The organism is Segatella copri (assembly GCF_024330485.1).
Classification (GTDB): Bacteria; Bacteroidota; Bacteroidia; order Bacteroidales; family Bacteroidaceae; genus Prevotella; species Prevotella copri_L.
In genome coordinates this window covers 1-16,077 of sequence record NZ_JANDWX010000026.1, presented here as the reverse complement: position 1 = coordinate 16,077, position 16,077 = coordinate 1, and the positions used below count along the sequence as shown (strand labels likewise).

The window sequence follows — 16,077 nt, the reverse complement described above, 5'->3', positions numbered from 1 at the left end:
TTGGTCTTTTTGTGAAAGATAAATAATATGAAGATATGGAGACATATATTTATTATATTGAAATACTGTCAATGGTATCGCTATTCTTGTTGTATGGCTTGTCGGTATTACTGATGTTGGCAGATGATGGGGATATGCGATGGACGGTTTTGTTGAATGGTTTTGCATTGCTGCTGTCATTTAATATATATCAGAGTTGTAGAATTTATTGGGAACCAGAGAAAGCATATATATTGTGGGGAATTCTCATATTGATTACCTTGATAGTGCTGATAGTTGCACTTTATAAAAAACAAATAGGTATATTTATGAAGATTCTAAGTATATTGCTTTTTGTGTCTTGCGGAGTCCTGCCTTTTGGAGTGGTGTATTCTTCTAATAATATTTTTGCTCTGTTGCCTAAGGTTAATTTAGTTGTAGATACAAAACTAGAGCAATATATTCCTTATGTCATGTGCTTTATGATGATAGTATTGGTCTTATATATTGTTTTTCATACTCGTAATATGATGCGTTATACTCAAAGGACATTAGATTATCAAATTGACGATATAAAAAGGGAGATGGCTTTAAACAGTAATTTTGAAGAGCCATATTCACGTTATATACGTGATGACTTGAGAAATTTGATGTCCGTAATGTCTGAAGAGTTGATGGAGGAATTACATAAAGATATAGTAATATCTAAAGGATCCGGAAAGGGAAATATCAAGCATCAAAACCAGATCATGGCAGAGCTAAGAAAAATTAATCAAAAAATATCTTCGTCTCCTCAACAGACTATGCCTTTTAGCTTTTCTGATTTGACTAGTAATATAAAGCATACATTGACAACTCCATTATCTCAGATACAGATAAATTGCGAGGTGTTAAAGCCCAAGTTGGAAGGCGAAGAATTGGATAAAATTATTCGTATTGATAATTATTCTAAAATCTGTTTATCTGTAATAAATGCTTATGTTGAGGCAACAACAGTTTCTTCTTTGCCTTCATTTTTAGGATTGAACGCCGCTATATTAGAATATGCAAATGTAATATGCATTCAAAATAAGCTAGACAACGTCAAGTTGAGAATTGAGGCCTTACCTGATATCATCGAGGGATATTCTAGTAATTATATTTTTGCTCTGATTATTCCTTTGTTGCAAAATGCATTGGTTGCCTCGCCTGCTAATACAGAAGTTTGGATTTCTTATAAAGGAACTATAGAGGGACTTATTTGTATAGACATTTCAAATCAATGCAAGGATGAAGTTCCTACGATTGATCAACTTAATACTACTGGCTTTTCTTCGAAAAGTAATCATACTGGTGTCGGAATTCAGTCAGTTCGTAATTTAATAAGTTTAGTAAAGGGTAGCACTCTTAATTATCAAGTAGAGAGTGATCAGGTTATAGTAACTATAAAATTAAAAACTAGAGTATGATGCAAATAGATCTCTTTGAAGTTTTGGTTGTTGATGATGTCTTGTCAGCTGCTGAGGATTTCGCAAGACTAATTCATGCTAAGACGGGATTAAAAACAACTTACACTTCTTCTGCCAAGGAAGCTATTAATATTGTTCAGTGTAATGATATTAAAGTTTTGGTCTTGGACCAGGTAATGCCTGAGAAGACTGGTACAGAATTATTAAAAGAATTAAGGCAATATACTAGTGCAAAAGCTTTGATGCTAACTGGTGAAGCTTCAAAAGACGATTTAGGTGAGGCCATTAATTTGAAATTTGATGCGCACTTAGATAAGGCTTTGGCTACAACAAGTCTTTGTGGCAGAGTGACAGAGCTATATGCTCTGTTTGAGGATGAGTTTAGAGAGAAAGTAAATCGTTCGAAATCATTGAAGCGCACTTTTACATTGTGTAAGTTTAAGCTGTATAAGGCTGTCCTTTTCTATGACATAATAATTCGCTCTGGATATGTTGATTTGAAACAGGCGCAGACATTGTTGACAATATTTTCTGGGCAAGAACAAGAAACTGAATCTGAAATAGTGTATGCGGAAGAGATTATTGTTGAGCAAAGTGCAAGCTTTGATGCCAAGTTTGGCATAGAAATCCCTATACAAGATGCTGTAGCAAAAATGGAACGTAGCATAGCTAACAGTATCAGGAAAATTACTACAGTCAAGAAAAATAAAAAACTGAAAAATATTTCAAAGTATCATCTTACGGAAAAAGACTCAGAAAAAGTAGATCATCGCATAATAACATATGCTCCAATTTATGAAATCCATAAAATGATAGTTGGTTATAAGATTCCTTTTATTGGAAAATACCATAGAAGTCTAATGATTGTATACGAGTTTACAGGTGAATACCAATTATTCCAGAAGGATTTTTTGAAAGATGGTACAGAAAAAGAAAGAACATTGTCTAGGCAAAAATTTTGATTAACTTTTGCTATGGAAATCAAAGGCAAAACAGTTTAGATATATAAGAGATATAATTTTGGACTTTGGCGGCCTAGGCTTAGGTATATTGGTATTAGGCGGCTTGCCTTCAGCTTATTTTTTTGAGCTACTTTTCTGCTGGCGGCATGAAGCCTGCTATGTCCTTTAGATAATTGAAAAAAAGAAAAAAAACTGATATGAAAAAGATATTAACAATAGTAATTCCTACGTACAATATGCAAGACTATCTTCATAGATGTCTTAATTCATTGATTGTACCAGAGGAACAAATGCAGCACTTAGAGGTGCTAGTAGTGAATGATGGTAGCAAGGATAGTTCTTCTGCCATAGCCCATGAGTATCAAGATAAGTATCCTGATACTTTCAGAGTGATAGATAAGGAGAAAGGTGTTTGATGTTTTGTTAAATTGAAAAACTGATGAAATTTACATATGCCAGTCTCAATGAATTGTGTGTGTTAATAAGAATATGATAAAAATGGGAAAAATACAATCGATATTGGAATATATAGTAATAATATTGCTGATTTTGGAATTTAATACCCCATTTTCTCAATATGGAATATTTGCAAAGATTATTTATTATATTCCTATAATATCAATCTTTTTATTGTTATTACTTAAGGGTAAAAAAATCCAAATGAAATTTTGGCATTTATTACTTTTTTTTGGTAGTATAATACCTTTTCTAAATGTTCAATATGGAGCGGAATCGACTTATATAAGATTGTTTATGCTTTTTCTCCCTTTATCTATTTTGTATTTTTCAAATTACGAAGAAGAGAGAAATGTAATTTTGTATAAATATACCAATGTCATATTGATTATATGTTGTGTATCTTTGTTTTTTTATATTATGGGTAGTACACTAAATTTAATTTCTCCAACAGCATATGTTCCTGTTTTTTGGGGAGAACAGCGTATTTATCCAACTTATTTTTATTTATATTTTGAGGCGCAGAATTCTTTTTTTTTAGGAAATGAATATATTAGAAATTGTGGCATATTTAACGAGGCTCCAATGTATAATATGGCATTATGTATAGCTTTGGCCATAGAGTTATTTTTACGAGAAAAAAAACGAAAAATTGTACTATGCATTTTAGGTGTTACTATAATCACGACATTCTCTACAACGGGGCAGATTTTTTTGTGTTTTTTGATATTTTGCGCAATGTGGAACACAAAAAATAAGAAATATAAGTTTTTAAAATTTTTGTTGTTGACGTTAATGTTGTTGGTTATACCTTTTGTTATTAATTGGATTTTGCAGGATAAGGTTTCATCATCCTCTGGAGAAGGTTCTGTATCAGCGAGATCTTATGATATACAAAAATGCATTCAAATAGGTTTAGACAATTTATTTTTTGGTAAATCTTTACTTAGCGAACAAAATCCAAACCATAATTATGGCTTTAGCAATTCCTTGTTTGCATTATTTGCTGATGGTGGTCTTTATGTGTTAGCCTTGTATTTATCGGGATTGTTGTTTATTCCTTTGTACAATATGACAAGGAAAAAGTTCTTCAAGGAGAGCATAGTTCTTTTATTATATTTTTATTTATTCTCAATTACAGTCTCACATTTTAGATATTTAACATTATTATTTGTAGCATATGGTATTTCTATGTGCATAAATTATAGACAATATGGAAAATAAACTTCTTACTGTGGTAATCCCTGCTTATAATTCAAGTTCATATTTGGGGAAATGTTTGGAATCTTTATTAGTAGAAGATGTTATGAATGATGTGGAAATCATCATCGTCAATGATGGGTCTACTGATGAAACTTTAAAAATTGCTGAGTTATTTCGCGATAAGTATCCTGAATATTTTGTCGTAGTTAATAAGGAGAATGGTAATTATGGATCATGTATGAATGCAGCCTTGCGTATTGCGAAAGGTAAGTATTTCAGAACATTGGATTCTGATGATTGGTTCTCCAAAACGGAGTATATAGAGTTCGTTCATGATCTGTCACTTACAGATGCAGATATGCTTATGTGTGAGCGTTATATATATTATTCAGCAGTGGATAAAATGGTGAAATGTTCTTTTGAATCAGGAGTAACCAAACGTAAAGATTTAGATATAGAATCTGTTGATTGGACCTACAATTCAATAAAAAATAATATATTTGTAAATTCAATATGCTATAAAACCGATTTAATTCGCAAGTCAGGTTTACAATGGACAGAAAAGGTGTTTTATAGTGACAACGAATATGATTATTTTCCATCAAAAATAGCAAAAACAATTCGATTTGTAGACATTCCTGTTTATGTATATTGGATAGGTAGGGAAGGGCAATCGGTCGGCCCAGATACATTACTGAAAAACTATCGTTCCTTTCAATTGGTAGGAACCAAAATATTGGAAGATTTTTTGGAAACAGCTGATCCAAAAAGTAATATATACCAGTACCAAAAATATCTTTTGGTAAATCATATATTACAGCCTATATATATAGCTTTTCTATCAGGTAAGGAACCTTATGTTACATTTGTGAATAGTATAGATATGAAAGTAAGAACAAATGCATTATTAATGCAAGAAGTTGAAAATGTCATTTCTTATAGTGGTATTCATTTTGTGCGTGCTTGTAAGAAAAATGATAAGTTAAAAATCATATTAGCAAAATTCTTGTTTAAATACATAGGCAATCTTTCATTTGCAAATAATGTTAAACAACAAGTAAAAAAAATATTAGGTAAATTATGAAAAAGGTATATTTTTTAGATTTTTGTGATCCAAAAGTCTTTAATGGAAAAGGAAAATTTGTGGCAACATCTAAAGCGAGAAATGATGTTACTTCCATTGTAAAAAGATGTTTAGAAACAATTTATGTACCTATTATTCGCCATTCAACCAATAAAGTATTGGGACCTTTGGAAATAATAATAAGAATTTATTTAGCTTTATTAAAAATACCAAAAGGAAGTTATGTTCTTATTCAGTACCCTTTCGTTAATTTAAAGGCATTTAGAATTATATCTTCAAGATTCAAAAACTTTAACACAATAGCGGTTATACATGATTTGCCTTCTTTACGCTTTCCTGCTTCAAATAAAATTAGTGATGAGATAGCTGTCTTGAATAATTTTTCTTGTTTAATAGTTCATACTGAAGCAATGAAAAATAAGCTACAGGAATATGGACTCAATAAAAAATATTGTGTTTTGGGATGTTTTGACTACTTGTTAACTAAGGAACAAAATGCAGTGAGGAAACCTGATGAAATTGTATTTGCAGGACAATTGTCAAAAAGTATTTTTTTAAATGATTTTGGTAAACTTAACTTCAATAGAGTAACATTTAACCTTTATGGAAAGGATGTTCCTTCATTGAAGTTTCCAAAATTTCTATCATATAAAGGAGCTTTTTTACCTAACGATATATCAGCAATAGAAGGAGAATGGGGGTTGCTGTGGGATGGTGATAGTATAGATAGTTGCTCTGGTAATATAGGTGAATATTTAAGGATTATTGCACCACACAAATTATCGCTTTATATTGCATGCCAGTTGAAAGTTATAGTCTGGGAAAATAGTGCAATGGCTTCCTATATTTTGGATAATCATCTGGGTATAGCCATAAGCAAACTTTCTGAAATAGAAGAAAAAATAGCATTACTTACTTCTCAAGATATAGATTTTATGAATAGATGTATAGAAAAGGAGTCTTTTGCTTTGAGAAATGGACATATGCTTGCGAATGCATTACAATGTGCAATTGAAAATTAATTGAAAGTTACATGTTAAATATTGTTATTAATGGCCAGTTTGCTGCTCGTAGAGTTACTGGGCAAGAACGTTTTGCATTTGAGATAATATCAGAATTAGACAAAATATGCAAGAAAGGCCAATATTCTTTGGTTGTTCCAAAAAATGCTTCCAATATTCCACATTTGAATAATATACCAGTTATCAAATTTGGGAAGGCGAAAGGATCTTTATGGGAACAAACTTTTTTAGCTTTGTATATGCTAACTCATCCTAGAAGCATTTCTCTAAACCTTCTTACGATAATGCCTGTTTTAAAACCTGGAATTATTTGTATTCACGACATGAGTTATAGAACTCATCCCGAGTATTGCAAGACATTCTACATGAAGGTTTCTAGATGTTGGCATATATTTCAAGAGGAGTTAGCTCGAAGATTCTCACCTTTATTATTTACCGTGTCTGAGTATTCTAAGAAACAAATGATAGAATGTTTAAAGCTACCTTCAAATAAAATTGTAGTTTTAGGTAATGGGTGGGAACATTTCAAAGAGGTTACAGCTGATGAAACTTTGAAAGAAAGACATCCTGATTGGTTCGCAAATCCTTACTTCTTTTCTTTGGGTAGTTTGGCTCCAAACAAGAATATACAATGGATATTAGAGGTTGCAAAGAGACATCCTCAGTATAATTTCTTTATAGGTGGAAAGGCTAATCTCAAAGCGTATGGTACTGATTATAAAGAAGAGGACTATAAGAACGTTAGATTCTTGGGCTATATAAGCGATGGAGAAGTAAAGTATCTTATGGCTCATTGTAAAGCTTTTATATTTCCTTCCTTTTTTGAAGGATTTGGTATTCCACCTTTAGAAGCAATGAGCGTTGGTGCAAAATGCATCATTGCAAAGGCTAGCTGTTTGCCTGAAATTTTCGGAGAGTCTGCTTATTGGATTGATCCTTATAATACTGATGTAGATTTGGATGAGTTACTTTCTCATGATGTTGCATCTCCTGAAAAAGTATTAAACAAATATACTTTCAAGCGTTTTGCAAAAATCATGCACGATACCTTATGTGGATTTTCTTAATATATTCTTCACTGTACTTTTATTATTCTTTTTAGAAGATACTTTTTCGAATTCCTAATCATGAAAAAGTGTTTTTTTCACTAGAATAGATATTATGGATACAATTGATATTTCACAAAACATTCAAGACTTCAAACAGGTGTTTGAAAATGAGAGTAGAATCATATTCTCTGCTAAGTTTGGAGATGGTAAATCTTACTTTCTGAAAAAGTTTATGGAAAGCTATCCGAAAGAGGCTAATGATTATTACTTCATCACTCTCCATCCTGTAAACTACGTGGTTGAGGAGAATCGGGATGTCATTGAGTATATCAAGCGCGATATTCTGTTTCAACTCATAAAGGATAATCATATCTATGACTTTAAAGAGGGGTATGATAAGATATTTGATGCGGTATGCAACAAAGAGTCTTTGTTAAAGTTAGGCGACTTTGTTGCTTCAATCATTCCCATTGAAGGATTGAAAGATGGGTATGAGGCTTTGAAAGATTTTGCTTCTACTATTCATGAGAAATATAAAAGTCAAGATGTTTTTCATGTAGTAGATGACTACCTCAATGGATTTTATGGAAAGTCGGGTAGTATCAGTGAATGTGATGCCTTTACTTGTCTTATCCAGAAGTCTTTGGAGCAGATGATGGCTAAGTCTGTTTTGATTATTGAAGATTTGGATAGAATAGATCCTGCTCATCTTTTCCGCATCATGAATGTCTTGTCCTCTCAGGTAGATAATCCCTATTATTCGGAGGTTCCTCATGGTAACAAGTTCGGCTTTGATAAGATAATCCTTGTGATGGATTACGAGATAGCCAAGCATCTCTTCCACCATTTTTATGGTAAAGAGGCGAACTATGAAGGCTATATGAATAAGTTTCTGAATACACTTCCTTTTCGCTATTCTATAAAAGAAGAGGCGCATAGGCAAGTAGAAGCAAAACTCTTAGATATATGTAAAACAGAAGAGGTCTTGGGGGGAGTTCAGCCGTTGTCTAGCAACAAGGAAGATAGGTTTTCTGTCCCATCGGCAATTCTGCAGATGTCAGTTAGAAGATGTAAAGAGTTTCTTGATATGGATATTAGTAACCTTATAAGAAAATCTTGGATGAAGGGGAAATATGACATTCCTACACAAACTGTATGGACAAAAATACTTGCATGTTACCGTTTCTTGTTTCCTGATAGATCGTTAGATTCAATACAAGAAATGATGTTGTATGGCTTCTCTGATTTACAATTAGCAGAACTTTATGCTCCGTATAATTATGCACTGAAGGGTGAAAGTGAATTTTATATAGAGTATGAAAATGACATGTATAATTTTTGCTATATCAAGGGAAAAAATCTTGTGCGAAGGGGTAGGGTGTTATCTTGGCAAAGTGATAAAATTCTTGGTTTGGCAGAGATAAGGAAAGAACTGCAAAAAATGAATCATGATATTCGAAATTTGTTGTTGGGGTAAAAGGAGTTACAAGAAGAATATCATTATTAAGAAATCTTATTATATGGAAAAGCATATTAGAATCTTAATGTTACAGTTGGGCATCTATAAGCAATTCCGTATGCTGGTGAAGAAAATGGTGGGGGAAGTGAAAAGGTAAAACTATTAATTATGAAGGATATGGAAAAGAATAAAATACCGAAGCGTTTGCTAATTATCGGTAATGGCTTTGATCTAGATTTAGGTAGAAATACGAGGTATTCAGATTTTGCTAAAAGCGATTTCTGGCCAAAAAACTTGAAAAGCCAGTTGTATAGATATCTAAGCCAAAAATCTCAAATAGAGAAATGGTTTGATTTAGAGGGAGAACTTGCTAATTATGTTCAAAAGATGGGCAATACAGTTTCATCTTATAGAGCATTGATACCTGCAATAGCGCAGGAAGATGCTCAAGATTTTAAAATTATAGTTGCCTCAATGATTTCATACCTACAGAAAGTTCAAAGTACAAACGTAAAGACAGATACATTAGTAGCAAAAGTTTTTACTTTGGCTTGTGCAAACTCTGCATTTAGCAAGATTTATTCTTTTAATTTTACTGATTTAAATAGAGTTGCAAGACAGTTTCAAATACCAGAAATGTCTAATATTGAGTATGTGCATGGTTGTTTGTGTGATAACTCTGCAATATTAGGAATAAATGATCAAGTAGATACCATAGATGGAGTATACGACTTTATGCGGAAAAGTTTTAATCCGCATTATTCAAGTCATCCTGTAGGATTTGATTTAAGAGATGCTGATGAGGTCGTATTTTTCGGGCATTCACTTGGTGATAACGATTATCATTATTTTCAATCGTTCTTTAAACATCAATGTGAAGAGAACTTAGATAAAAGTGAACAACGGATGATTACGATTTTTACTTATGATGAGACTTCTAGAATGGAAATTATGCGTACTCTTCATAAGATGAACTACGGTCGAACTTCTATGTTGTTTCAGAATAATAAGTTGAATATTTTTTGTACTGATAATGAGGAGCATAAAATGAGTGATGCATTTCGTTATTGGTATCAACAAAGGAAAAGTGAAATTCAACAAATTCAGACGAAAGAGTTCTTTGCTGATATTTGATTATTAATATGTGGTTTGATATAGCATATCTCTTGATTTTGGATACAGAAGCCTATGCTAATAGGATTATCCAACTCGTAAATGACAAAGAATTAAGAACTTCTATGGAGGAGAAATCTAGAGTTTTATTCCTTGACGAATTCTTTATAGGAAATAGAATTAAATACTTGCAAAATCAATATAATATGGTTTATAATTTGCAATATGAGAGGGCAAGTCTTGTCCTCCTAAAGACTAACTTTGATACTGTAATTCAGGTATCTATCGGTTATAAAACACTCCATCGTGAAGAAAGGAGGGTGGCAGCATGAAGATACTTCATATCGGTAACCTCAAAAGCGGCATAGATACTTATGTTCGCAATACAGTTGCTTTGGCTAGTGATAAGTTTGAGTTCGTTATCGTAAATGGTGCGGATGATAACAGCAAGCCTTATATGCGACATGGCAAGCAGGTTAAGACGTATAGTATAGATATGTATCGTGCCTTGAATCCTGTAAAGGATATAAAGGCGGTGATGCAGGCTATCAAGATCATCAAGAAGGAAAAAGCTGACTTGGTGCATTGTCATAGTGCAAAGGGTGGCGTAATCGGAAGATTCGCTGCTTTTCTTACAGGAACAAAGGTAGTTTATACAGCTCATGCTTTCTCTTTTCTTTCAGCTGAATCTGCCAAGAAGAAACAGATATTTCTTTTGCTGGAAAAGATAGCAAAGCTGAATTCTTATCTTCTGGCTTGTTCTGACTCTGAAAGAGAATTGGGTATTAAGGTTGTTGGTTTTAACGAGGAGAAGGCTTTTGCCTGGAATAATGCAGTGCCTGATGCGGATAAAGGTCTCACACGGATCTCACAAATCTCACGGATTTCTTCTCAAAAGAATGAGGCTTCTGACTTGCCTGTGCCAAAGGAAGGTGAGCGATATATCACTTCTATCGGACGTCCTTCTTATCAGAAGAACCCTTTATTCATGGTAGAAGTCGCTCATGGAATCCATCTAAAGCATCCTGATATAAAATTCTATCTGCTAGGTGTTGGCTTCTATTCTCCAATGTTGGAAGATATGAAGAGACTCATTCATCAGTATGATATGGATGATACCTTCTATCTCTTGCCTTGGCTTAGCCACGAGGAAACTTTGAAGTATGTGAAGGGTAGTTTGCTCTACTTCATGACTTCGCTCTATGAGGGTCTTCCTATCTCTGTGATAGAAGCTATGTCTTTGGGTAAGGCGATTGTTGCGAGTGATGTATTAGGTAACAAGGATTGTGTGAAAGATGGTTATAATGGTTATCTATTGCCATTGAAGGAAGAGGTCTTTGTTGAAAAAATGAATGACTTGATAGAGAATGATGAGAAACGTAAAGAAATGGAGAAGAACTCCCGTTCTTACTTTGAGTCAGATTTCTTTATTGACAATCGCATCAAGGCATTAGAAGAAATTTATACAGAAGTTTATAACCGATAAATATTAATGAATTATTGTGCAAACGAGAGCAAACAAGCTTGCTTGATTTTGCCGAGTGCAGCCAATAATCTATAAAACATAGTTTTATGAACTATATTATCACTGGCGGTACCGGCTTCATCGGTACCCATCTTACAAATTTGATTAAGGAGCGTTATCCTAACGCCCAAGTATATAACCTCGACATCGTTAAGCCTGGTACTCCTAATCCGGTAGTGAAGGATTACAAGCCAGCTTTGCGTGATGGTCAGAAGTTGCAGTCTACTTTCATCGAGTATGATATCCGCAAGCCTATCGAGAACTTGCCATTTACTCCTACAGAGGATGATGTCATCTTCAACTTTGCTGCAGTTCATCGTACTCCTGGTCATGAAGATCATGAGTATTTCGAGACGAATATCCGTGGTGCTGAGAATGTGGTGGCTTTTGCAGAGAAGTGGAATATCAAGAAGATTGTGTTTACTTCTAGTATCGCACCATACGGTGCTGCTGAGGAGTTGAAGAAGGAGACTACTTTGCCTACTCCTAATACTGCATACGGTATTTCTAAGTTGGTGGCTGAGAAGATTCATGAGAAGTGGCAGAATGGTGATGCTGCTCATCGCCAGCTTACCATCGTTCGCCCTGGTGTGGTATTCGGAAAGGGTGAGAATGGTAACTTCACCAGATTGTATTGGGCTATCCGTGGTCATAAGTTTGCTTTCCCTGGCAGAAAGGATACCATCAAGGCTTGTATCTATGTAAAGGAGTTGGTCCGCTTCATGCTGTATCGCTTGGAACATCATGAACATGGTGTTGAGTTGTATAACTGTTGTTTCGAACCTGCTTATACTATCCAGCATATTGTGGAGGCTATGAAGAAGGTTACAGGCTTGACTCTGTTTGTGCCTGATATTCCTAACTGGGTTATCATGCCTATGGCAAGAGCTGCCATGCTTCTTGGCTCGCCAATGGGTATCTGTCCTGCGAGAGTGAAGAAACTCCAGATTTCTACTAATATCTGTGGTGAGAAGTTGAAGAACTGCGGTTATCAGTTTAAGTGGAGCTTCGAGGAAGCTCTTGCTGACTGGTTCGAGGATAATGACAGAAAGGGTTTAAAATAATAATCAATAAACATGAAAGGAATCGTATTAGCAGGTGGTAGCGGTACACGTTTGTATCCTATCACAAAGGGTATCAGCAAGCAGCTGATTCCTATCTTTGATAAACCGATGATATATTATCAATAACAAAGCTACTGTATTTGGCTATCGTGTAAGTGATCCTGAGCGATATGGTGTGGCAGAGTTTGATGAGTAAGGCAATTGCCTGAGTATCGAAGAGAAGCCTCAGCATCCAAAGAGCAACTATGCTGTAGTGGGCTTATACTTCTATCCTAATAAGGTGGTGGAAGTAGCTAAGCATATCAAACCATCTGCTCGTGGTGAGTTGGAAATCACAACAGTAAACCAGGAGTTCCTGAAGGATAAGCAGCTGAAGGTACAGACCATGGCAAGAGGATTCGTCTGGCTTGATACCGGAACCCATGATTCCCTTTCTGAGGCATCCACCTTTATCGAAGTATTGGAGAAGCGCCAAGGCTTGAAGGTTGCTTGCTTGGAAGGTATTGCTTATCGCCAAGGTTGGATAGATAGTGATACGTTGCGTGAGAATGCTCAGCCAATGTTGAAGAATGACTATGGCAAGTATCTCCTTTCAATACTTGAAGAGAAAGAGCAAACTTTAAAGAAGAATTTAGAATATTAATTTTTTTGAACACGAATCTTACGAATAACACGAATATAGAGGTTATAGTTTCTCCTGAATGATTCGTGTAATTTGTGTTCGAATATATACATTGATTAGGATGAAGAATATTGTAATAACGGGCGGTGCTGGTTTCATCGGCTCTCACGTAGTAAGACTTTTCGCGAACAAATATCCTGAGTATCACATCATCAACCTCGACAAGTTGACATACGCAGGTAATCTGGCTAACCTCAAGGACATCGAGGACAAGCCTAACTATACTTTCGTTAAGGGTGATATCTGCGATTTCGACCTGATGTTGAAACTGATGCAGGACTACAAGGTGGATGGCATCATCCATCTCGCTGCCGAGAGCCATGTAGATAGAAGTATCAAGGATCCATTCACTTTCGCTCAGACCAACGTGATGGGTACCCTGTCTCTGCTCCAGGCGGCAAAGATTTACTGGGAGAGTCTTCCTGAAGGATACGAGGGGAAGCGCTTCTACCACATCTCTACTGATGAGGTTTACGGTGCCTTGCAGATGACTCATCCTGAGGGTATTCCAGCTCCTTTCACCACCAAGGCATCCAGCGATAAGAACCATGAGGCTTATGGCGAGGAGTTCTTCGTAGAGACTACCAAGTACAATCCTCACTCTCCATACTCTGCATCTAAGGCTAGCTCAGACCACTTCGTCCGTGCTTTCCACGATACATACGGTATGCCTACCATCGTGACCAACTGCTCTAACAACTATGGTCCATACCAGTTCCCTGAGAAGTTGATTCCGCTGTTTATCAACAACATCCGTCATCGCAAGCCATTGCCAGTATATGGTAAGGGTGAGAATGTGCGCGACTGGTTGTATGTAGTAGATCATGCCCGTGCCATCGATATGATTTTCCACAAGGGTAAGATTGCCGAGACTTACAACATCGGCGGTTTCAACGAGTGGAAGAATATCGACATCATCAAGGTGGTTATCAAGACCGTTGATAGATTGCTCGGTCGTCCTGAGGGTGCAGACTTGGATTTGATTACTTATGTAACAGACAGAAAGGGTCACGATATGCGTTATGCTATTGACTCAAGAAAGCTGCAGAAGGAACTCGGCTGGGAGCCATCTCTCCAGTTTGAGGAGGGTATCGAGGAGACCGTGAAATGGTATCTCGAGAACCAGGAATGGATGGATCATGTTACTTCTGGGGAGTATCAGAAGTATTATGAGGAGATGTATAAGAAGTGATAACTTGTGAATGATGGTATGGCACAATCATCAGCCATTTTTCTGTTTTTAAGATACTGCCTTGAAGATAAGGTTGACCTAAGTATGGTTGTCTCCAATATGGATTGGCGACAACTATATAGCTTTGCGACAAAACAAACAATTATTGGAATCTGCTTTGATGGCATAAGGCGATTGAGTGAGGAATATCCTGAGGAGTTAAAGAAAAATCCGATAGAAAGGGACTTGCTGATGACTTGGATGGGAGTGTCGCAACAAATTCGCCGACAGAACATGAAGGTGAATGGAGTTGCTGCTAAACTCTATTCTATGCTCAGAGAGGATGGACTTAGGTGCTGCATTCTGAAAGGACAAGGGAATGCCTTGATGTATCCAAATGCGTATTCTCGTAATCCTGGGGATATTGATGTATGGGTGAATGCAAGCCGTGAACAGATAACGGAATATGCCAAGAAGCATTTCGAACTTGGGGATGATATAAGGTATCAACATATAGAAACTTCTGTAGATGGAGTACCGGTAGAATTGCATTTCTTCCCTTGCACAATGAATAATCCTATCTATAATGCACGTTTGCAGAAATGGTTCAAACGGAATGCAGATTTGCAATGTTCAAATGTTGTTAGCCTACCAGACGGTATTGGAGAAATTGCTATACCAACGACGGCATTCAATGTGATTTATCAGCTGACGCATCTGTATCACCATTTCTTTGATGAAGGGATTGGAATGAGGCAAATCATTGATTACTACTATGTGGTATCAATGTTAAATGTTAACTGTGAAATGTTAACTTGGTTGCAGAAGGATTTGAAGCATTTGGGATTGTGGAAGTTTGCTGGGGCGGTGATGTATGTGCTGCATGAGGCATTGGGATTATCAGAGGAGAAGATGATAGCTCCGATGGATGAGAAGAGAGGGAAGTTGTTGCTGGCAGAGATACTGAATGGTGGTAACTTCGGAAAGCACTTCACCAAATATGGGCATTTTACACAACAAGGAATGGCAAAGAAATACTTCCTGAAGATATGGAGAAATATGCACTTCGTGCGATATTATCCTGCAGAAGCACTAAGTGAACCTTTTTTTAGAACTTGGCACTTTTTTTGGAGGATGAAGAACAAAAAATAACGATATATCGGGCGAATGGCTCCTTATCTTCTTTTTAATGAAGCTACTTTTTTGTGAAAGAATTTAGTAGCCGATTCTTAGAAAAAGAAACTTTAAAATAATATACGTATGACAGCATTAGTATCAGTAATGAATAAGCACGCTGTTGTAATAGCGGCAGATAGTGCAATAACTGTAACAACTCCCTATGGGCATAAGGTTATAAATAGTGCAAACAAAGTTTTTGCTCTATCTAAGTATCACCCTGTTGGAATCATGTTTTGTGGTAATGCTAATTTTATGAGTACTCCTATAGAGGTTATTGTAAAATTGTATAGAAAGCAATTGAAAGATAGATGTTTTGCAACGATTTCTGAATATTTAGATGATTTTCTAGGGTTTATTAAGAATAACCATTATTTTTGTTCTGCAGAAATGCAAAATGCAAATATGGAGAACGAGATAGAAAATTTCTATACGCTGATCCTTAAGATAGCAGCAAATACTGCAAATGAAAAGAATAGTTTATTTCTAAACGAATTTATTCTGCAGCTAAATAGTATTGTTGTTAATTCTTGTGAGAATTGTACTTCATTTCAGAATTTTCCAGAAAAAGAATGACTAAAAAAGCAAAAAATAGCAGATTTGGGCTTTTATTTTGAGTTTCAAGTGGTTGTGGCAGTTGTTGGCTTTAAGTGACGTTCGTGAGGAAATGTGAAAATGGCGGAT

15 protein-coding genes and 1 pseudogene are annotated in these 16,077 nt (G+C 35.4%); all 16 read left to right on the top strand.

Annotated elements, in window-relative coordinates:
* The first annotated feature begins 35 nt into the window (after positions 1–35).
* The gene (locus NNC77_RS12490) at positions 36–1,427 is read left to right on the top strand and encodes a GHKL domain-containing protein (protein ID WP_254971204.1); all 1,392 of its coding nucleotides are present in this window, start codon (positions 36–38) and stop codon (positions 1,425–1,427) included.
* A complete protein-coding gene (locus tag NNC77_RS12485; protein WP_119230174.1) occupies positions 1,424–2,389 on the top strand; it encodes a response regulator in 966 nt (321 codons plus the stop codon). The genes NNC77_RS12490 and NNC77_RS12485 overlap by 4 nt, the downstream gene beginning before the upstream one ends.
* Before the next feature lie 197 nt (positions 2,390–2,586).
* A complete protein-coding gene (locus tag NNC77_RS12480) occupies positions 2,587–2,805 on the top strand; it encodes a glycosyltransferase family 2 protein (RefSeq protein ID WP_151202115.1) in 219 nt (72 codons plus the stop codon).
* Between the two features lie 73 nt (positions 2,806–2,878).
* Entirely contained in the window at positions 2,879–4,069 is a 1,191-nt protein-coding gene (locus NNC77_RS12475; RefSeq protein ID WP_254971203.1) for an O-antigen ligase family protein, read from the top strand.
* A complete protein-coding gene (locus NNC77_RS12470) occupies positions 4,059–5,132 on the top strand; it encodes a glycosyltransferase family 2 protein (RefSeq protein ID WP_254971201.1) in 1,074 nt (357 codons plus the stop codon). The genes NNC77_RS12475 and NNC77_RS12470 overlap by 11 nt, the downstream gene beginning before the upstream one ends.
* Positions 5,129–6,154, top strand: a complete 1,026-nt coding sequence (locus tag NNC77_RS12465) for a hypothetical protein (RefSeq protein ID WP_254971200.1) — start codon at positions 5,129–5,131, stop codon at positions 6,152–6,154. The genes NNC77_RS12470 and NNC77_RS12465 overlap by 4 nt, the downstream gene beginning before the upstream one ends.
* Positions 6,155–6,165: 11 nt before the next feature.
* Positions 6,166–7,221 carry a glycosyltransferase family 4 protein gene (locus tag NNC77_RS12460; protein WP_254971198.1) on the top strand — a complete coding sequence of 352 codons (1,056 nt, stop codon included), beginning with the start codon at positions 6,166–6,168 and terminating at the stop codon, positions 7,219–7,221.
* Positions 7,222–7,315: 94 nt separating this feature from the next.
* Positions 7,316–8,680, top strand: a complete 1,365-nt coding sequence (locus NNC77_RS12455; RefSeq protein WP_254971196.1) for a hypothetical protein — start codon at positions 7,316–7,318, stop codon at positions 8,678–8,680.
* 159 nt (positions 8,681–8,839) lie between these two features.
* The gene (locus tag NNC77_RS12450; RefSeq protein WP_254971195.1) at positions 8,840–9,796 is read left to right on the top strand and encodes an AbiH family protein; all 957 of its coding nucleotides are present in this window, start codon (positions 8,840–8,842) and stop codon (positions 9,794–9,796) included.
* An 8-nt stretch (positions 9,797–9,804) separates the two neighbouring features.
* Complete coding sequence (locus tag NNC77_RS12445; RefSeq protein WP_233338836.1) at positions 9,805–10,107, top strand: hypothetical protein; 303 nt, start codon at positions 9,805–9,807, stop codon at positions 10,105–10,107.
* Complete coding sequence (locus NNC77_RS12440; RefSeq protein ID WP_233338837.1) at positions 10,104–11,261, top strand: glycosyltransferase; 1,158 nt, start codon at positions 10,104–10,106, stop codon at positions 11,259–11,261. Before NNC77_RS12445 ends, NNC77_RS12440 begins: the two co-directional genes overlap by 4 nt.
* A gap of 86 nt (positions 11,262–11,347) precedes the next feature.
* Positions 11,348–12,364, top strand: coding sequence for an NAD-dependent epimerase/dehydratase family protein (locus tag NNC77_RS12435; RefSeq protein ID WP_254971194.1), 1,017 nt, complete (start codon positions 11,348–11,350; stop codon positions 12,362–12,364).
* 12 nt (positions 12,365–12,376) lie between these two features.
* Positions 12,377–13,007: pseudogene (locus NNC77_RS12430) on the top strand (sugar nucleotidyltransferase).
* A 100-nt stretch (positions 13,008–13,107) separates the two neighbouring features.
* Positions 13,108–14,238: a dTDP-glucose 4,6-dehydratase gene (locus NNC77_RS12425; protein ID WP_254971193.1), complete on the top strand. Its 1,131-nt coding sequence runs from the start codon at positions 13,108–13,110 to the stop codon at positions 14,236–14,238.
* Positions 14,239–14,256: 18 nt separating this feature from the next.
* Complete coding sequence (locus NNC77_RS12420; protein WP_254971191.1) at positions 14,257–15,369, top strand: nucleotidyltransferase family protein; 1,113 nt, start codon at positions 14,257–14,259, stop codon at positions 15,367–15,369.
* 108 nt (positions 15,370–15,477) lie between these two features.
* Positions 15,478–15,969: a hypothetical protein gene (locus NNC77_RS12415; RefSeq protein ID WP_254971189.1), complete on the top strand. Its 492-nt coding sequence runs from the start codon at positions 15,478–15,480 to the stop codon at positions 15,967–15,969.
* Positions 15,970–16,077: the final 108 nt, after the last annotated feature.